This window comes from Rhizorhabdus sp. P4_G6, assembly GCF_056401045.1.
In genome coordinates this window covers 106,984-124,168 of record NZ_JBFUKC010000001.1, presented here as the reverse complement: position 1 = coordinate 124,168, position 17,185 = coordinate 106,984, and the positions used below count along the sequence as shown (strand labels likewise).

Below are 17,185 nucleotides of genomic sequence, written 5' to 3'. Positions count from 1 at the left end.
TCGGGCGCGGCTCGTGCCGGCGCTCCTCGTCGGCACGATGCTCGGCGGCATGGCACAACCGGTACTGGCCCAGACGGTGGGAGAGCCCGCTGCATCTGCGCCGTCACTTCCCGCCGCTCAGCCACCTGCCGTCACAGCGGCGCCTGCCGGATCGGGCATCATCAAGACCGTCAATGTCGCCGGCTCGGAGCGCCTCGAGCCGGATACGGTACGATCCTACGTCAAGCTGACGCCTGGTGAGCCTTATACCCGCGAATCGCTCGATCAGGCGCTGAAGGATCTCTACGAGACCGAATTGTTTGCGGATGTTCAGATCCGCGATGACGGTGCCGGCAATATCATCCTGCAGGTGCGCGAGAACCCGGTGATCAACCGGATCGTGCTGGAGGGCAACAAGCGGCTCAAGGCCGAGAAGATCAATCCCGAGATCAAGCTGGCGCCGCGGCAGATCTTCACCCGCTCGAAGGTGCGCGCCGACGTCAACCGGATCATCGAGCTCTACCGCCGCCAAGGCCGCTTCGCCGCGACGATCGAGCCGAAGATGGTGCTGCTCGACCAGAACCGCGTCGACATCATTTTCGAGATCCACGAGGGCGACAAGTCCAAGGTCCGCAAGATCAACATCATCGGCAACGAGAAATTCTCCGATGGCCGCCTTCGCGGCGAGATGGTGACCAAGCAGACCGGCATCACCAAGATCTTCTCGTCGGGCACCAGCTACGATCCCGACCGCATGTCCTATGACCAGCAGAAGCTGCGGCAGTTCTACCTGACCAATGGCTATGCCGATTTCCGCGTGGTTTCGGCGGTCGCCGAGCTGACGCCGGACCGCAAGGACTTCATCATCACCTATGTCGTCGAGGAAGGCGATCGCTACAAATTCGGCGACGTCGATCTCGAGAGCGAGATCCGCGACATCAAGGCGGACAAGTTCAAATATCTGCTGCCGATGAAGAAGGGCGACTGGTACAACGCCAAGCAGGTCGAGGATACGGTGGACTCGATCACCGAAGTGACCGGTCTGTTCGGCTTCACCCCCGATGTCCGTCCCGATTTCAATCGTGACAAGGACAGCAAGACGATGGGCGTCGTCTTCAAGATCAACCAGGCGCCTCGCGTCTATGTCGAACGGATCGACATCAACGGCAATACGCACACCAAGGACAAGGTCGTCCGCCGCGAGTTCCGCCTCGCCGAGGGCGACGCGTTCAACAGCTTCAAGGTCAAGCGGTCGCGCGATCGCATCCAGTCGCTGGGCTTCTTCCAGGACAAGTTCGAAGTCGAGCAGAAGCCGGGTTCGGCGCCCGATCGCGTCGTGCTGGAAGCCAATGTCGAAGAAAAGTCGACCGGCGAACTCCAGGTTTCGGCGGGCTATTCCAGCCTCGAGAAATTCATCGTCGACCTGTCGATCCGCGAACGCAACTTCATGGGCAAGGGCCAGGAGATCCGCGCCGGCGTCAGCTACTCGACCTATTCGAAGTCGGTCGAGCTCGGCTTCACCGAGCCTTATGTGTTCGACAAGAATATCGCTGTCGGCGTCGACCTGTTCCGGCGCGACTATAATTCGTTCAATTTCAATAGCGGCGATCGCGACACCACCTACAAGCAGGCGACCACCGGTTTCCAGCTGCGTGCGGGCGTGCCGCTGACCGAGTTCATCACCATGGCGATGCGCTACGGCCTCAGCTATGACGATGTTTCGCTGAACAAGTTCACCTTCTACACGAACGGCGCCTGCGATCCGCTCGTTGCCGGCCGCTATCTGTGCGAGGCGATCGGCAAGCGGCTGACCTCGTCGGTCGGTTATTCGCTGGTGTTCGACAACCTGAACAACCGCCTACGCCCAACTCGAGGCCAGCGTGCCGTGCTGAGCCAGGATTTCGCCGGTCTGGGCGGCGAGGTCCGCTATATCAAGACGTCTGTCGAGGCGACGAAATATTGGGGTTTCGGCGGCGGCTTCGTTTTCTCAGCCGGCATCGAGGGTGGCTATATCAAGGGCCTCGGGCAGAACGTTCGCCTGACCGATCGTTTCTATCTTGGCGAGCCGGAAATGCGCGGGTTCGGAATCCGCGGCGTCGGTCCACGCGTGAGGCGTTCGCTATACGACACGGCCACCAAGTCCTTCCTGAGCGACAAGGATCATTCGGTCGACGACGCGCTCGGCGGCGACACCTATTACAAGGGTCGACTGGAGCTTGAGTTGCCGCTGGGCAACGGCGCCCGGGAACTCGGGCTGAGGCCTTCGATCTTCATGGATGTCGGTGCGGTATTCGGCGTGAGCCGTCCACCGCTCACGGCGCCAGGACTCCCCGGCTATCCTTTCCAGCAGAATGCCGACGGTACCTATGAGCCCTCCCTGCGGAACATCGTGGACAGCAAGGGCCGGCAAATCTATCAGGTTCCGGTAGGCGCGCCAAATGCAGGGGCGCAGACCTTGTGCCAAACCGGCTATTCGAACACCGCAAACGGGCCGTGCGTCGGGAACTTGGCGAATACGCCGGCGTCCAGCCCGATCCAGCCCTTCAGGGAGGATTTCCTCGGCGACTCCCCCAAGCCGCGCCTGTCGGTGGGCTTCGGAGTGAACTGGAACTCGCCGTTCGGACCGTTCCGCCTAGATATCGCCAAGGTCCTGCTGAAGGAAAAGGGCGACAACACCAAACTCTTCACTTTCAACGTAGGGACACAGTTCTGATGAAATCGCTTCTGAAGATGACCGCGCTTGCGGCTGGCGTTGCGTTCATGCCGATGGCGGCGCACGCTCAGGCTGCTGCTGCGCCCGCCGCTGCCACGGTGAATACCGGCGTTGCGGTGGTCAATCTGGACGCAGCCGTTGCCAATTCGGCAGCCTATAAGGCAGCCGTCGGCCAGATCCAGACCACCTACAAGGCACAGATCACCGCTTTCCAGACCCGCCAGACTGCGATCCAGAGCGAGCTGACGCCGCTGCGGACCGAGATCGAGACACTGCAGCGCAACCCAGCGACGCCCAAGGCGACGCTGGAAGCCAAGATCAATGCCTTCCAGGCGCGCGGGCAGGCTGCGCAGAATGAGCTGCAGCGCATGACGATGCCCTTCGCGCGCCCGGAAGCCTATGTGAAGGAGCAGATCGGCAGCAAGGTCGAGCAGGCGCTGAAGGCGGCGATGGCGGCCAAGCGCGTCGGTATCGTGCTCTCTCCCGACGCCGTGGTTGCGGTGCAGGGCGGATCGGACATGACGCTTGATGTCGTGACCCAGCTCAACGCGCTCGTCCCCAGCGCGTCGATCACGCCGCCGGCCAACTGGCAGCCGGGCCAGGCCGAGCAGCCCGCCGCCGCCGCCACGGGACGCTGATCGCCAGTCTATGAGCGAATCCGTAAGCACCACGCTTGGCCCGCTGGATATCCGGCGGGTCATGGCGGCTTTGCCGCATCGCTACCCCATGCTCCTCGTCGATCGCGTCGAGGAACTGGTGGTCGACGAGCGGATTTCCGCGGTGAAAGCGGTCACGATCAACGAGAGCTTCTTCCAGGGGCATTTTCCGGGCCGCCCAATCATGCCGGGCGTGCTGATCGTCGAGGCGCTGGCACAGGCTGCCGGCGTGCTGGCGGTGGAGACGTTCGGGCTCGCCGGGTCGGGCAAGCTGGTCTATTTCATGGCGATCGACGAGGCGAAGTTCCGCGCACCGGTTGAGCCGGGCGTGCTGCTCCGCCTCGAGGTCGCTTTTGTCCAGAAACGTGCCAGCGTCTGCAAGTTCGAGGGCAAGGCCTATGTCGGCGACAAGCTTGCTGCCCAGGCGAACTTCACCGCCATGATCGCCGATCCACCAAAGGAATAAGGCGCACAGCCGGACCCTTGCCATATAGCGCCTCAGCCTGTAGAGGCCGCGCTTCGCTTCTCCGGCTGGTCGGAAACCAGCCTTTCTCTCGGAGCCAGAAGACATGAAGAAAGACATTCATCCCGATTATCATCGGATCAAGGTGCAACTCGTTGACGGCACCGTCTATGACAGCCGCTCGACCTACGGCAAGGAAGGCGACACCCTCCAGCTCGACATCGATCCTTCGGTGCATCCGGCCTGGACTGGTGGCAAGTCCGGCCTGCTCGACACCGGCGGCCAGGTGGCTCGCTTCAACAAGCGCTTCGGTGGACTGACGCTCGGCAAGAAATGAGCCTGGCGTCCTCCTTCGGACCAATGGACATGGCTGGGCATCGCCCGGCCATTTTCATTTTGGGGCTGTCATGGTTCTGACGCTTTACCGCCGCTATCGGTTGCCGATCTTCTGGACGGTGCTGCTGATCGTCTATCTGTTCGCCATCGCGCCACGCGATGAAGCGCCATCGCTGGGCGGCAGCGACAAGACCGATCATATCGCCGCCTTCCTGGTGCTGACCCTGCTCGGACGGATCGCCTATCGGGCGCGCCCCGGCTGGCTGCTGGTGACGGGGCTGTCGCTGTTCGGCGCGTTCATCGAGATCAGCCAGGCGATACCGTTCATCGGCCGCGATGCAAGCGTGTGGGACTGGGTCGCCGACAGCGCGGCGATCCTCGTCGCCATGGGCGTGGCCGCACTGCTCGAGAAGCGCTTCCCGATCCTGTTCGCCGCATGACCGTTCCGCCGCGTCCCACCTTCGATCCCGAAGGTGCGGCCCAGCGGCGTTTCGAACAGGCAGCCTGCGCCGCCGGCCTCGACCCTGCAGACCGCTGGGTAGGCGGCTATGCCGATTATGAATGGGAACATCTCCGCCCTGCGCTCCGGGCTTACCGGATCGAGGCGGCGAACCGCGACGTGCTTGAGTTCGGCTGCAACGTCGGGGGCTCCGCCGTGGTGCTGGCCGCCCTCGGCGCGCGGGTGACAGCCGTCGATATCGATCCGGCGCTCATAGCGGTCGCCGAGACCAATCTGCAGCGGCACGGCCTGGCCGGAACCGTTCGCCATGTTGCAGCGGGGCAGGGCCTTCCGCTGGTGGACGCGAGCTTCGACCTCATCATCGCCAACAGCGTTCTCGAATATGTCGATCCGGTACGGCTGGATGCCGTGCTCGCCGAACTGCACCGGACATTGCGGCCGGGCGGCCACCTCTTCATCTGCGGCACGGCAAGCCGCATCGCGCTGCGGGAGCGCCATTCGGGACGATGGCTGGTCAACTACCTGCCGCGCGCGGCAGATCGCCTCACCGGCCGCGTCTTGCAGCGCGGCCTGTCTCCATGGCGGCTGATGCGCGCACTGCGCGGGCGTTTCAGCATGGATGGAGACGCAAACTGGCTGGCGGCACGGCATGCGATCCACGGCGGTGATTCTATCGCAGGCAGGATATACGCATCGCTCGGCAAGCTGGCAAACTGCCCTCCGGGCTTGATCGCACCCTATATCGAATTGCTGCTGCGCAAATCGCACAATGGCGGAGAGGGTGGGATTCGAACCCACGGATAGCTTGCACCATCGGCGGTTTTCAAGACCGCTGCCTTAAACCACTCGGCCACCTCTCCGCATCGGAACGTCCGAGCGGAAGGGCTCCATATCGTCGGTGCGGCCTTTCGTGCAAGCGGCGCGATCAAAGCATTTCACCACCGGTCCAAGCTGTGGCAAGCAGATTGCGAACAAAGGGGATGTAATGCCAAGCCTGTTGCGTATCGCGGCCGCGGCCATGACAATGATGGCGCTCGCCGCCATGGAAGCGCCTTCGATCGCGCAGACGATCGCGGGGGAGGGGCAGGCGCCCGACGACGCTGCGCAGGTCGTCGACGCCCCCGCGCCGGCCGCGCCGTCGCAGGACAGCCTGATGCGCACCTACGTCGCGGGCCTGCGCCCGCGCGCGCTGGCGATGGGGGTCAGCCCGGCGCTGTTCGACGCGACCCTGCCGACGCTGAACTTCAGCGCGCGGGTGGTTCGGCTCGATCGCGCGCAGCCCGGGGCGACGCCTGCCACGGTCGTCAATCCGCCGGATTTCGCGCCATACCTCGCCAGCCATGTCGATGCGGTGCGGATCGGCATGGGCCGTTCGCGCTATGGATCGCTGCGCCCGCTGCTGCTGTCGATCGAACAGAATAGCGGCGTCCCCGAGCAGATCATGCTCGCAATCTATGGTCACGAGACCGGCTATGGCACCTTCACCGGCAATTTCGACCTGCTGAGCTCGCTCGCCACGCTCGCTTTCGAAGGCCGCCGCCGCGAGCTGTTTGCCGACGAGTTCCTCAATGCCTTGTTGCTGCTCCAGCAGGGGGTGCCGCGCGCGCAACTGAAAGGGAGCTGGGCGGGCGCGACCGGCTATCCGCAGTTCCTGCCGAGCGTCTATCTGCGGCTCGGCACCGATGGCGATCGCGACGGCAAGGTCGATATCTGGCGCAGCGAACCGGATGCGCTGGCGTCGATCGGCAATTATCTGAAGGATGCGGGGTGGAAGCCCGGCGTGCCCTGGGGCGTGGCCGTGCGCGTACCGGATGGGATCGACCGGGCCGCGATCCGCTCGCCGCTATCGTCGCCGCGCTGCCCGCGCGTGTTCGCACGCCAAAGCCGCTGGCTCACCATCTCGGAATGGCGCGACAAGGGGCTGACGATGCTCAGCGGCCGGGTGCCGGCGGAGGATGAGCTGGCGACCCTGATCGAGCCGGACGGCAACGGGCGAACCGGCTATCTGCTCACGACCAACTACCGCTCGATCCTCGATTATAACTGCTCGAATTTCTACGCGCTGTCGGTGGGCCTGCTTGGCGATGCGATCGTCCAGTAGACTTGCCGCGCTGGCGCTGACCCTGCTGCTGGCGAGTTGCGGACTGTCCCCGCCCGAGCATCCCTCCGGCCGGCCGCGCCACAAGCCGGGCCGTGTCGTCCCGCAACCCAAGCCAAGCGGCCCCGCCTCCGACACCCCAGTCAAGCTCGGCAAGCCCTATGAGGTCGGCGGCATATGGTATTATCCTGCCGATGCCGTCGGCTATGACGAAGTCGGGCTGGCCTCCTGGTATGGGGCGCAATTCCATGGCGGGCAGACCGCCAATGGCGAAGTTTTCGACATGGATCGCGTCGGTGCGGCGCACAAGACCTTGCCCTTGCCTTGCTATGTCGAGGTGACAGCGCTCGACACCGGCCGCACCATTGTCGTCCGCATCAACGATCGCGGCCCGTTCGTCACCAATCGCATCATCGATCTCTCGCGCCGCTCGGCCCAGTTGCTGGGCATCGAGCGCACCGGCGTATCGCGCGTCCGCGTCCGTCGCGTCTTCCCGGGCGATTCGGACCGACTGGCGCTGCGCTGGGGGCGTCCCGCCTCGGCAAGGCCCAATGCCAACGGCGGTGAACTTGCCCTCCTCAACCAGCGCTTCGCGGCCCGTGCGCCCGATCCGGTTGCGCCGCCGCGGGTCGCCGCCGCCATACCCGATGCGGCCGTGCCGGTCGGCGGCTGGTTCGTCCAGGTGACGGCCGTCGGCCTGCGTAGCCGGGCCGAGGAGATCGCTGAAATGGTCGCTGGCCGCATCGAGCCGGTGGGCGCATTGTGGCGGGTGCGGACGGGCCCCTATAAGAGCGAAGACGAGGCGACAAGCGCGCTGGCGCAGGTCCGGTCGGACGGCTATCAGGATGCCAGGCTGGTCCTGATCTCCAGCAACAGCAAGATTCCAGAGGGAACGATTCCACAATGATGCGCCGCCCGATCGCCTTGATGCCCGCGCTTTTCCTGCTCGCCGGCCTGCCTGCCCAAGCCGCCGCTCCGGTCTTCGACACGCCGGCACCGGTCGCCTTCATGAAGGACCTGTCGTCGGGCGCGATTCTCTATGCCAAGAACCCGGATCAGCGCATGCCGCCGGCATCGATGGCCAAGATGATGACCGTCTATGTCGCCTTCGACCTGATCGAGAAGGGCGAGTTGAAGCTCGATGCGATGGCCACGGTCAGGCCCGAGACCTGGAAGCAGTGGCACGGCCCTGCAGCCGGCTCGACCATGTTCCTGTCCCCGGGCGAGCAGGTCAGCATCGCCAACCTGCTGTTCGGGATCGTGACGCTCTCCGGCAACGACGCCTGCGTCGTGCTTGCCGAGCATATCTCGGGCACCGAACAGGCTTTCGCCGCGCTGATGAACCGGCGCGCGCAGGAAATGGGCCTGACCAACAGCCATTTCGGCAACTCGAACGGCTGGCCCGACGCGGGCGTCACCTATGTCACCGCACGCGATCTCGCCACCTTGGCCGAAAAGACCATCGAGGAGCATCCGAAGCTCTACAAGACCTTCTACAGCCGCCCGAACTTCACCTGGGGCAAGACGATGGGCAGCGGCACCGCGATCACCCAAGCGAACCGCGATCCATTGCTCGGCCGTGTCGCCGGCGCCGACGGGCTCAAGACCGGCCACACCGAGGAGGCCGGCTATGGTTTTACCGGCTCGGCCGAGCAGAATGGCCGCCGGCTGGTGATGGTGCTGTCCGGGCTGCACGCGTTCAACGAGCGGATCGACCAGTCGGTCACCTTCATGAACTGGGGCTTCCGGGCCTGGCAGGCCAAGCCGCTCGTCGCCAAGGGCCGCAAGGTCCAGACCGCCGAGGTTCAGCTCGGCGACGAGCGCGAGGTCGGCCTGGTCGCGCCGAAAAACCTGACCGTTACCATTCCGGCAGGCCTGGGATCGGACCTGAAGACCAAGGTGGTCTATCAGGGGCCGATCAAGGCGCCGTTCAAGGCGGGCGATCATATCGCCGACCTCGTCGTCACCGGGCCGGACATGGTGCCGCAGAAGCTTCCGCTGGTCGCCGACAAGGATGTCGGCACGGCCGGCTTCTTCGACCGGATCATGGCCGGGCTGCGCTGGCTGTTCGGCCTCGCCTGAGGCCGTGGCCGGCAAGTTCATAACGCTGGAGGGCGGAGAAGGGGTCGGCAAGTCGACGCAGGCGCGCGCGCTCGCCGCGGCCCTGCGGGACTGCGGCCTGGACGTGGTCGAAACCCGCGAGCCGGGCGGCAGTCCCGGCGCCGAGGCGATCCGGGCACTGCTGCTCGAAGGCGCCGGCGACCGCTGGAGCGCGCGGGCGGAGGCGCTGCTGTTCGCGGCGGCGCGTGCCGATCACCTCGAGAAGACAATCCTGCCAGCCATAGAGGTCGGAAAATGGGTGATCTGCGACCGATTTCTCGATAGCTCGCTGGCCTATCAGGGGGGCGCCGACGGGCTGGGCGCCGACGCGATCCAGACGCTTCACCAGATTGGCAGCAAGGACTTCCTGCCGGATCGGACGCTATTGCTGGATATGCCCGTTTACGACGCCGGCTTCCGCCAGGCGGCCGCCGGCATCGGACTGAGCGATCGTTTCGAGAAGAGGGATGGCGGCTTCCACGACCGCGTGGCGGCGGCATTTCGCGAGTTGGCGCAGGCCGCGCCGGAGCGGATCAGGCTGATATCGGCGGAAGGCAAGCCCGAAGAGGTGACAGCACGGCTGATGGCCGAGCTATCGGACCTGCTGCCGTGAAGCTGGTCGGCCATGACAGCCAGATCGCCGCCTTCCGCGCTGCGGCCGACTCCGGGCGGCTCCATCATGCCTGGCTGCTGACCGGCCCGGAGGGTGTCGGCAAGGCGAGCTTCGCGCTTCAGGCGGCCACCCGGCTTCTCGCCGATGCCGCCGGGCCGCTCGTGCATCTGCCCGGCTTCGAAACGCCCGACGATCATCCCGTCGCACGCTATATCCGCGCCGGCAGCCATCCCGACCTGCGCATCCTCGCCCGGTTGACCAAGGACAAATCCGACGATCTGGCGCGGTCGATCAACATCGAGCAGGTGCGGTCGCTCCAGGGCCTGTTCGCGACAACGCCCAGCCTGTCGCCGCGCCGGGTGGTGATCATCGATGCGATCGACGACCTGGAGCGCAACGGCGCCAATGCGCTGCTCAAGAATCTCGAGGAACCGCCCGCGGGCACGGTCTTCCTGCTGATCAGCCATGCTCCCGGCAAGCTGCTGCCGACGATCCGCTCGCGCTGTCGGCTACTGCGCTTCGGCGCGTTGAGCGGCGATCAGATGCTGCTCGCGCTCCAGCGCCTGCTTCCGGAGGAGCCTCGCGACGAGATCGAAGCGCTGGTGGCGGTGGGCGAAGGATCGCCCGGTCGCGCGCTGGGTTTTGCCGGCCTGGACATCGGAACGCTCGATGCGGCGATAGACCGGCTGGTGGGGGAGGGCGACCCCACCAACGCGATCCGCTCGGCGCTGGCGAAGCAACTCGGTATCAAAGCGGCGCAGGCTCGCTACGAAGCCTATCTCGGCCGCGTTCCGGCCCGCATCGCCGCCGAGGCGCGGGGCCGCGAGGGGCCGGCGCTGGCAAATGCCATCGCGCTATGGGAGGAGGCGCGCCGCGTCGGCGAAAGCGCGGTCCATCTGTCGCTCGATCCATCGACGACCGTGTTCGAGCTGGCGACGCTGCTGGCGAAACTGGCACCGGACAAATAATCGCCATTCCGGCGAAGGCCGGAACTCCGCCGTCGCTCGATCGACAGGGAACGATCACCGCCGTTGCGGATAGTAGCTGGCGTCCCTAATGGCTGAGCGCATGTCGACACCCTATTATATCACCACGGCGATCAGCTATCCGAATGGCCGGCCGCATATCGGCCATGCCTATGAGGCGATCGCCGCCGATGCCATCGCCCGGTTCCAGCGCTCGATGGGCCGCGACGTCCGCTTCCAGACCGGCACCGACGAACATGGTCTGAAGATGGCGCAAGCGGCGCGCGCGCGCGATATCACGCCGCGCGCCCTGGCTGACGAAATGGCATCCCATTTCAAGGAGATGGATGACCTTCTCAACATCTCCTATGATCGCTTCATTCGCACCAGCGAGGCCGAGCATTACGCCGCGAGCCAGGCGCTCTGGAAAGCAATGGAGGCCAATGGCGACCTCTATCTGGATCGCTACGAGGGCTGGTATTCGGTTCGCGACGAGGCCTTCTACGACGAAAAGGAACTTATCGCGGGAGACGGCGAGGCAAAGCTGTCGCCGCAGGGCACGCCCGTGGAATGGACGGTGGAGGAAAGCTGGTTCTTCCGCCTGTCCAGCTATCAGGAGCGATTGCTGGCGCTGTACCGCGATCAGCCCGACTTCATTCGCCCGGAAAGCCGCCGCAACGAGGTGATGAGCTTCGTTTCGGGCGGGCTCAGCGACCTGTCGATCTCGCGCACCAGCTTCGATTGGGGCGTGCCGGTTCCGGGCAGCCCGGGCCATGTCATGTATGTCTGGGTCGATGCGCTGACCAACTATCTCACCGGGCTTGGTTATCCGGATGGCGGCGAGACCTTCGATCGTTATTGGCCCGCCAATCTGCATCTGATCGGCAAGGACATCGTCCGCTTCCATGCAGTCTATTGGCCGGCCTTCCTGATGTCGGCGGGCATAGAGCTGCCCCAGCAGGTGTTCGGCCACGGATTCCTGCTGAACCGCGGCGAGAAGATGTCGAAGTCCGTCGGCAATGTCGTCGACCCTGGGGCGATGGCCGAACGCTATGGGGTCGACCAGCTGCGCTATTTCCTGCTGCGCGAGGTCAGCTTCGGCCAGGATGGCAGCTATGGTCATGAGTCGATCGTCAACCGCTGCAACGCCGAACTGGCCAACAGCTTCGGCAACCTGGCGCAGCGCACGCTCTCGATGATCTTCAAGAATCTCGACGGCGAGTTGCCAGCACTTGACCGGAACGAAGAGGATGCCGCACTTGTCCGCGCCGTCGCCGCAGCCTGCCTCGACGAAACGCCGCGGGCCTTCGAGCAGCTCGCCTTTTCCGTCGGCATCGAGGCATGGATGAAGGCGGTGTTCGCCTGCAACCAATATGTCGATGCGCAGGCGCCCTGGGCGCTGCGCAAGAGCGATCCCGAGCGGATGAAGACCGTGCTTGGCACCCTTTTCTCCGTGATCCGTGACCTTGCCATCGCGATCCTGCCGATCATCCCGGACAGTGCCGCCAAACTGCTCGACCAGATGGGTATCGCGGCAGATGGCCGCGATTTCGCGGCGATCGAGGATCAGGCCTGGTATGACGCCTTGCGGACCTCGGGCTACAAGGTCGCGCAGCCGGTGCCGCTGTTCCCGCGGCTGGAGCTGGAGGAAGCCGAAGCCTGATGTTCGTCGACAGCCATTGCCACCTGAACTACGCCGGCCTCGCCGACCGCCAGCAGGAAGTCCTGGCGGCTGCGCGCGCGGCGGGCGTCACGACCATGCTCAATATCTCGACCCGCGCCGCCGAATGGGATGCGGTCCTCGAGACAGCCGAGCGCGAGCCCGATGTATGGGCAAGCGTCGGCATCCATCCGCATGATGCCGACACCCATGAGGATATCGAGACGACGCTGCTGGTCGACAAGGCGGCGCATCCGCGGATCGTCGGCATCGGCGAGACGGGGCTCGACTTCTATTATGACAAGTCGGACCGCGATCGCCAGCGGGGCAGCTTCCGCCGCCATATCGCCGCGGCGCGCGAGACGGGCCTGCCGCTGATCGTCCACACCCGCGACGCGGAGACCGACACGATCGCGATCCTCGACGATGAAATGGGGAAGGGGGCTTTCACGGCGGTCATCCACTGCTTCACCGGAAGCGCCGATCTCGCGCGGGCGATGCTGGATCTCGGATTTTCGATCTCCTTGTCGGGAATCGTGACCTTCAAGAACGCTGCCGACCTGCGCGAGACGGCCCGTGTCATCCCGCGTGACCGGCTGCTGATCGAGACCGACAGCCCTTTCCTGGCGCCGGTGCCGCATCGCGGCAAGCCATGCGAGCCGGCCTTCGTAGCCGACACCGCGCGCGTCCTGGCGAAGGAACTCGACTGGAATATCGATGATCTTGCTCGAGAAACCAGCGCTAATTTCTTCAAACTGTTCACGAAAGCTCGTCCATGAAGCTCCGCATCCTCGGGTGCGGCACGTCATCCGGGGTGCCGCGGATCGGCAATGACTGGGGCGATTGCGATCCCAACGAGCCGCGCAACCGGCGGACTCGTGCCTCGATCCTGGTCGAAAGCGGCATCCAGCGCATCCTCGTCGATACCACGCCGGATATGCGCCAGCAGCTCCTCGACGCCGATCGCGGCATCCTCGACGCGATCCTGTGGACCCATGACCATGCCGATCACTGCCATGGCATCGACGATGTCCGGCAGATATTCCATGCGCGGCGGGCGCCGGTGCCCGGCTATGCCGTCGCCGAGACCATGGCACTGCTCCAGCAGCGCTTCAGCTATGTGTTCGAAGGCCGCGATGGCTATCCGCCGACCGTGGAAACGCATGTGCTGCGCAAGGATATGCAGCTCGGTGATATCCGGGTCCGCTACGTCGTACAGCCCCATGGCAGCATATTCAGTGCCGGTTTCCGCTTCGACTGCGCCGGTAAGTCCGTCGGATATTCGACGGATTTCCATGAGGTTACGAGCGACATGATCGACATGTTCGCAGCTGTCGACATCTGGGTGGTCGACGCCTTGCGCGAACGCCCGCATCCGACCCATACGCATCTCGCGCAGACTCTCGAGGCCGTCGCGACATGCCGGCCTGGCCGCGCGATCCTGACGCACATGGATCATTCGATGGATTATGCTCGTCTATGCGCATCGCTGCCCGATGGGGTCGAACCGGGCTATGACGGGATGGAGGTCCAATTGTGACGGCCGATCAGCTGGTCGGCTGCGTCGCGATCGCCGCCATGCTGTCGCTTGTGCTGCCTCGGCTCGCACGCGATCGCACGCCACGGAGCAGGATGCTGCTGATGGCGCTGCTCTGGATCGCGATCATTGCGGTCGTCACAGTCGTCGTCATGGTCATCTTCAGAAACACATGATTAAACCGCGCATTTAACATAATATATATTATCGGACAAGACCTTTGCGGTTGCTGAAAATAACATTCATCGCCGATGACCAATTTATCGACCTTCCTGCGTTCCATTGTCGAAAAGCCATTCTCGCGCGCGCTGTTCGTCGAGGAAGGCCCGCATGTTCGCATAAGGATAGAGGCGCTCTACCTGCAGTTTGGAAAGCACGCTGCTGACGAGAATTGCAGTCTTGCCGCTGTTGGCCGTGCAGCTGCTCTTCATGCCTTTGAAAAGCACTTCCATTACGTCCATAGGCTGCAGAGGCATCTCCCTGGAGTCGGAAATAGTTGCAAAGCTGGGATGCCGGCGCTTTATTCGAGCGACCACTGACTCAACTTCAGCGACATAGGCCTTGGCCGTCTCCACCGACCAGAACCCCCACAAGCGTCTCTTCATCAGGCCTTGCTTTTCGTCGAATTCTATTTCGAACATTGACGTTCCCTGGAGACTTTCCGATGCATCGGCTACGACCTCCCCCTTTTGGGAATCGCGCTGCCCTCCTATGTGATCGCTTTATAACCGACTTTTACTGCGTTCTTCAGACCTATTTCAGCTCGCTAGACGTGATGCGAAGAGTCCATGCCTCCACGACGTCTATGGGCGGGATCATTAGCGGCAGCAGGACCGCCGGGCGCGGTCAGGATACCAAGCGCAATCCCCCCGAGGATGAACGCCATGCCAGCGATATGGTAGCCGTGCAGCGGCTCGTCGAGCAGTATCGCCGCCAGCCCCGCGCCGAACAGTGGCATCAGCGAGATCGTCTGCCCGGCCCGGCTCGCGCCAATGCGCTCGACAGCCATGTTGAACAGCAAATAGCTAAGCACTGACGGGAAGATTGCGACATAGGCGCAGGCGGCGAGCAATTCGGCGTCGAATTCCATCCGCTGGGCAGCGTTCCATTCCGCTAGCGCCAGCGGCGCCATGCACAGTGCGGCAATCACGAAGGTCACGAGCAGGAAGCTGAGCTGATGGACTGCGGGCCTGAGCCGCAACAGGCTGGTGTATAGGGACCAGACCAGCACCCCGCCCAGGACGAGCACATCGCCGAAGCTGAACCGGAAGCTGGCAAGCAGACGGACGTCCCCCTGCACCACCACGACGATCACGCCGATCGTCGACAGCAGCACGCCCACGATCTGCCCGGCCGATGATTTCTGGCTGAACCACAGCCGGTCGATCAGCAGCACGCCGCCGGGGATCGCGGCCTGGAGCAGCAGGCTGTTGGTCGCGCTTGTATAATGAAGCCCGGAATAGAGGAAGCCATTGAAGCCAGCCACGCCAAACACCGCCAGCGCCAGCACGATCTTCCAGTGGCGCAGCATCGCCTCATGGTCTTTTACCAGATGCCGCCAGGCCAGAGGCAGCAGTACCGCAGACGCGCCCGTCCAGCGCACCAGCGCCAGGGTGAACGGCGGGATCTCATCGCGGATCGCGCGTCCGACGATCGAATTGCCGGCCCAGAACAGCATCACGAAGGCCAGCGTGGCATAGGCATAGCGCGCGCCGCCGCGCGCCGCAGCGACCGAACTCATTTCCGCCCGAACAGTTTTTCGATGTCGCCATGGCCCAGCTTGATCCAGGTCGGCCGCCCATGGTTGCACTGGCCCGAGTGCGGCGTCACCTCCATCTCACGGAGCAGCGCGTTCATCTCGGCGACCGACAGGGTGCGGCCCGCCCGGACGGAGCCGTGGCAGGCCATCGTGGCCGCGACATGATCGAGCCGCTCCTTGAGCGACAGTGCCTGGTCATATGCCGCCAGCTCGTCGGCCAGATCGACCACCAAGCCGCGCGTATCGCCCTGCCCCAGCAACGCGGGCGTGGCGCGGACGAGCATCGCCTTGGGGCCGAAGCGCTCGAGCTCGAGGCCCATTTCGGCGAGTTCGTCGATCCGCGCCTCGAGCCGGTCGCAGCCGGGCTCGTCGAGTTCGACCACCTCGGGCAGCAGCAGCGTCTGGCGCGACACGCCGCCATCGGCCATCGCCCGGCGCATCCGTTCGAGCACGAGCCGCTCATGCGCGGCATGCTGATCGACGATCACCAGCCCGTCCTCGGCCTCGGCGACGATATATGTCGCCGCCACCTGGCCGCGCGCCACCCCCATCGGATAAGCCTTATACTCCACCGACGGCGCGAAGGCCGCCTCCGCGCGGGCCATCGGTGGCGGGGTATAGTCCGCCACGCGATCCCACACGCTGCCCTGCCCGTTTGCCGCAGCAGCAGCCGGGAAGGCGAAGCCGTTGGGAATGGGAGACGGCGAACCGCCGCCGACCTGCCAATTGCCGAGCGCCCCCGCCGATGGCCGCTGCACGCTGCGATGGCCGGCGGCGTCGAGCGCGGCGCGCAACCCGCCGACGATCATCCCGCGCACCAGCGCAGGATCGCGGAAGCGCACCTCGGTCTTGGCGGGGTGGACATTGACGTCGACCTGGTCGCCCGGAAGGTCGACGAAGAGCGCCACCACCGGATGCCGATCGCGCGCCAGCATGTCCTGATAGGCGGCACGCACGGCACCGATCAGCAGCCGGTCCTTCACCGGTCGGCCGTTGACGAACAGGAACTGGTGGTCGGCCACGCCGCGATGAAAGGTGGGCAGGCCCGCGACCCCGGTGAGCGACACCGCCTCGCGCCGGTAATCGACCGCGACGCTGTTCTCCGCCAGATCGCGGTCGGTGAGCGCGGCGACGCGATCGACCCGCTCTTCCTCGGCCGAGACCAGGACGGTCCGGCGGCCGGCGTGATCGAGCGAGAAGCCGATGTCCGGCCGCGCCATGGCCAGCCGCTTGATGACGTCGACGCACGCGGCATATTCGGCCCGTGCGGACCGCAGGAACTTGCGCCGCGCCGGCACCTTGGCGAACAGGTTCGACACCCGGATCCGCGTCCCGGGCGGCAGGGCGGCGGGCCCCTCGCCCACCAGCACGCCATGATCGATCCGTCGTGACCAGCCGTCGGCGCCGCGCACGCGGCTTTCGATCGTCAGGTCGGCGACGCTGCCGATCGAAGGCAGCGCCTCTCCGCGGAAACCCAGGGTCGTCACCGCCTCGATCGTATCGTCTGGCAATTTGGACGTAGCATGCCGCTCGAGCGCGAGCGCGATCTCCGGGGGTGCCATGCCGCAGCCATCGTCGGTCACTTCTATAGACGAAAGTCCGCCTTCCCAGAGGCTTACCGATATCCTGGCGGCTCCTGCATCGATTGCGTTCTCGACAAGTTCCTTGAGCGCGCTGGCGGGTCTTTCGACCACTTCACCGGCGGCTATGCGATTCACCAGATGCTCTGGCAGGCGGCGTATTGACATGGGACAAGCTCTAGCCCAAGCGGCGCCCTTCCGCATCCCCAGATAGTGGCCAGATCCCAGTCGTCGATCAGGCGATGCGAGCGACAAGCATATCGGCC

At 64.7% G+C, this 17,185-nt stretch carries 18 protein-coding genes and 1 tRNA gene; 15 read left to right on the top strand and 4 right to left on the bottom strand.

Features of this window, described 5'->3' with window-relative positions:
- Window positions 1-37 precede the first annotated feature (37 nt).
- The 6 genes from bamA (at window position 38) to AC1DPF_RS00550 (ending at window position 5,411) form a co-directional block, all read left to right on the top strand.
- The gene (gene bamA / locus AC1DPF_RS00575) at window positions 38-2,692 is read left to right on the top strand and encodes an outer membrane protein assembly factor BamA (RefSeq protein WP_477866969.1); all 2,655 of its coding nucleotides are present in this window, start codon (window positions 38-40) and stop codon (window positions 2,690-2,692) included.
- Entirely contained in the window at window positions 2,692-3,330 is a 639-nt protein-coding gene (locus tag AC1DPF_RS00570) for an OmpH family outer membrane protein (RefSeq protein ID WP_477866466.1), read from the top strand. The genes bamA and AC1DPF_RS00570 overlap by 1 nt, the downstream gene beginning before the upstream one ends.
- Before the next feature lie 10 nt (window positions 3,331-3,340).
- Window positions 3,341-3,814: a 3-hydroxyacyl-ACP dehydratase FabZ gene (fabZ, locus tag AC1DPF_RS00565; RefSeq protein WP_477959179.1), complete on the top strand. Its 474-nt coding sequence runs from the start codon at window positions 3,341-3,343 to the stop codon at window positions 3,812-3,814.
- A 103-nt stretch (window positions 3,815-3,917) separates the two neighbouring features.
- Complete coding sequence (gene rpmE / locus AC1DPF_RS00560) at window positions 3,918-4,148, top strand: 50S ribosomal protein L31 (protein ID WP_340315886.1); 231 nt, start codon at window positions 3,918-3,920, stop codon at window positions 4,146-4,148.
- Between the two features lie 70 nt (window positions 4,149-4,218).
- Complete coding sequence (locus AC1DPF_RS00555) at window positions 4,219-4,587, top strand: VanZ family protein (RefSeq protein WP_477959177.1); 369 nt, start codon at window positions 4,219-4,221, stop codon at window positions 4,585-4,587.
- Window positions 4,584-5,411: a class I SAM-dependent methyltransferase gene (locus tag AC1DPF_RS00550; RefSeq protein WP_477959175.1), complete on the top strand. Its 828-nt coding sequence runs from the start codon at window positions 4,584-4,586 to the stop codon at window positions 5,409-5,411. The genes AC1DPF_RS00555 and AC1DPF_RS00550 overlap by 4 nt, the downstream gene beginning before the upstream one ends.
- Here AC1DPF_RS00550 and AC1DPF_RS00545 read toward each other — a convergent pair.
- Window positions 5,378-5,467, bottom strand: a tRNA-Ser gene (locus AC1DPF_RS00545). The two genes, AC1DPF_RS00550 and AC1DPF_RS00545, sit on opposite strands and share 34 nt — an antisense overlap.
- Before the next feature lie 125 nt (window positions 5,468-5,592).
- On the opposite strand from AC1DPF_RS00545, the gene AC1DPF_RS00540 reads away from it, so the two are divergent.
- From AC1DPF_RS00540 to AC1DPF_RS00500, 9 genes are all read left to right on the top strand, one after another.
- Window positions 5,593-6,708: a lytic murein transglycosylase gene (locus tag AC1DPF_RS00540; protein WP_477959173.1), complete on the top strand. Its 1,116-nt coding sequence runs from the start codon at window positions 5,593-5,595 to the stop codon at window positions 6,706-6,708.
- Window positions 6,692-7,612: a septal ring lytic transglycosylase RlpA family protein gene (locus AC1DPF_RS00535; RefSeq protein WP_477866476.1), complete on the top strand. Its 921-nt coding sequence runs from the start codon at window positions 6,692-6,694 to the stop codon at window positions 7,610-7,612. Before AC1DPF_RS00540 ends, AC1DPF_RS00535 begins: the two co-directional genes overlap by 17 nt.
- Entirely contained in the window at window positions 7,609-8,787 is a 1,179-nt protein-coding gene (locus tag AC1DPF_RS00530) for a D-alanyl-D-alanine carboxypeptidase family protein (RefSeq protein ID WP_477959171.1), read from the top strand. The genes AC1DPF_RS00535 and AC1DPF_RS00530 overlap by 4 nt, the downstream gene beginning before the upstream one ends.
- 4 nt (window positions 8,788-8,791) lie before the next feature.
- Entirely contained in the window at window positions 8,792-9,418 is a 627-nt protein-coding gene (tmk, locus tag AC1DPF_RS00525) for a dTMP kinase (RefSeq protein WP_477959169.1), read from the top strand.
- On the top strand, window positions 9,415-10,386 hold the full coding sequence (locus AC1DPF_RS00520) for an AAA family ATPase (protein WP_477959167.1): 972 nt from the start codon (window positions 9,415-9,417) through the stop codon (window positions 10,384-10,386). The genes tmk and AC1DPF_RS00520 overlap by 4 nt, the downstream gene beginning before the upstream one ends.
- A 100-nt stretch (window positions 10,387-10,486) precedes the next feature.
- Window positions 10,487-12,046, top strand: a complete 1,560-nt coding sequence (gene metG, locus AC1DPF_RS00515) for a methionine--tRNA ligase (protein ID WP_477866484.1) — start codon at window positions 10,487-10,489, stop codon at window positions 12,044-12,046.
- Window positions 12,046-12,822 carry a TatD family hydrolase gene (locus AC1DPF_RS00510; protein ID WP_477866486.1) on the top strand — a complete coding sequence of 259 codons (777 nt, stop codon included), beginning with the start codon at window positions 12,046-12,048 and terminating at the stop codon, window positions 12,820-12,822. Before metG ends, AC1DPF_RS00510 begins: the two co-directional genes overlap by 1 nt.
- Window positions 12,819-13,583 (top strand): MBL fold metallo-hydrolase, encoded by a 765-nt coding sequence (locus AC1DPF_RS00505; RefSeq protein WP_477866488.1) that lies wholly within the window; start codon window positions 12,819-12,821, stop codon window positions 13,581-13,583. Before AC1DPF_RS00510 ends, AC1DPF_RS00505 begins: the two co-directional genes overlap by 4 nt.
- Window positions 13,580-13,756, top strand: coding sequence for a hypothetical protein (locus AC1DPF_RS00500; RefSeq protein ID WP_477866490.1), 177 nt, complete (start codon window positions 13,580-13,582; stop codon window positions 13,754-13,756). Before AC1DPF_RS00505 ends, AC1DPF_RS00500 begins: the two co-directional genes overlap by 4 nt.
- A gap of 84 nt (window positions 13,757-13,840) precedes the next feature.
- Here AC1DPF_RS00500 and AC1DPF_RS00495 read toward each other — a convergent pair whose 3' ends face one another.
- The 3 genes from AC1DPF_RS00495 to mutL all read right to left on the bottom strand — a co-directional run bounded on the left by AC1DPF_RS00495 (window position 13,841) and on the right by mutL (window position 17,087).
- On the bottom strand, window positions 13,841-14,221 hold the full coding sequence (locus tag AC1DPF_RS00495) for a hypothetical protein (protein WP_477866492.1): 381 nt from the start codon (window positions 14,219-14,221) through the stop codon (window positions 13,841-13,843).
- 125 nt (window positions 14,222-14,346) lie between these two features.
- Complete coding sequence (locus AC1DPF_RS00490; RefSeq protein WP_477866494.1) at window positions 14,347-15,321, bottom strand: DMT family transporter; 975 nt, start codon at window positions 15,319-15,321, stop codon at window positions 14,347-14,349.
- Complete coding sequence (gene mutL / locus AC1DPF_RS00485) at window positions 15,318-17,087, bottom strand: DNA mismatch repair endonuclease MutL (RefSeq protein WP_477959165.1); 1,770 nt, start codon at window positions 17,085-17,087, stop codon at window positions 15,318-15,320. The genes AC1DPF_RS00490 and mutL overlap by 4 nt, the downstream gene beginning before the upstream one ends.
- Between the last annotated feature and the right edge of the window lie 98 nt (window positions 17,088-17,185).

Excerpts from the sequence above, each read along its gene's own strand:
- rpmE (WP_340315886.1), top strand. The coding sequence starts at position 3,918 with ATGAAGAAAGACATTCATCCCGATTATCATCGGATCAAGGTGCAACTC.
- AC1DPF_RS00550 (WP_477959175.1), top strand. The coding sequence starts at position 4,584 with ATGACCGTTCCGCCGCGTCCCACCTTCGATCCCGAAGGTGCGGCCCAG.
- AC1DPF_RS00495 (WP_477866492.1), bottom strand. The coding sequence starts at position 14,221 with ATGTTCGAAATAGAATTCGACGAAAAGCAAGGCCTGATGAAGAGACGC.
- AC1DPF_RS00510 (WP_477866486.1), top strand. The coding sequence starts at position 12,046 with ATGTTCGTCGACAGCCATTGCCACCTGAACTACGCCGGCCTCGCCGAC.
- bamA (WP_477866969.1), top strand. The coding sequence starts at position 38 with ATGCTCGGCGGCATGGCACAACCGGTACTGGCCCAGACGGTGGGAGAG.
- mutL (WP_477959165.1), bottom strand. The coding sequence starts at position 17,087 with ATGTCAATACGCCGCCTGCCAGAGCATCTGGTGAATCGCATAGCCGCC.
- AC1DPF_RS00535 (WP_477866476.1), top strand. The coding sequence starts at position 6,692 with ATGCGATCGTCCAGTAGACTTGCCGCGCTGGCGCTGACCCTGCTGCTG.
- AC1DPF_RS00490 (WP_477866494.1), bottom strand. The coding sequence starts at position 15,321 with ATGAGTTCGGTCGCTGCGGCGCGCGGCGGCGCGCGCTATGCCTATGCC.
- AC1DPF_RS00555 (WP_477959177.1), top strand. The coding sequence starts at position 4,219 with ATGGTTCTGACGCTTTACCGCCGCTATCGGTTGCCGATCTTCTGGACG.
- fabZ (WP_477959179.1), top strand. The coding sequence starts at position 3,341 with ATGAGCGAATCCGTAAGCACCACGCTTGGCCCGCTGGATATCCGGCGG.
- AC1DPF_RS00540 (WP_477959173.1), top strand. The coding sequence starts at position 5,593 with ATGCCAAGCCTGTTGCGTATCGCGGCCGCGGCCATGACAATGATGGCG.
- AC1DPF_RS00530 (WP_477959171.1), top strand. The coding sequence starts at position 7,609 with ATGATGCGCCGCCCGATCGCCTTGATGCCCGCGCTTTTCCTGCTCGCC.
- AC1DPF_RS00505 (WP_477866488.1), top strand. The coding sequence starts at position 12,819 with ATGAAGCTCCGCATCCTCGGGTGCGGCACGTCATCCGGGGTGCCGCGG.
- AC1DPF_RS00570 (WP_477866466.1), top strand. The coding sequence starts at position 2,692 with ATGAAATCGCTTCTGAAGATGACCGCGCTTGCGGCTGGCGTTGCGTTC.
- metG (WP_477866484.1), top strand. The coding sequence starts at position 10,487 with ATGTCGACACCCTATTATATCACCACGGCGATCAGCTATCCGAATGGC.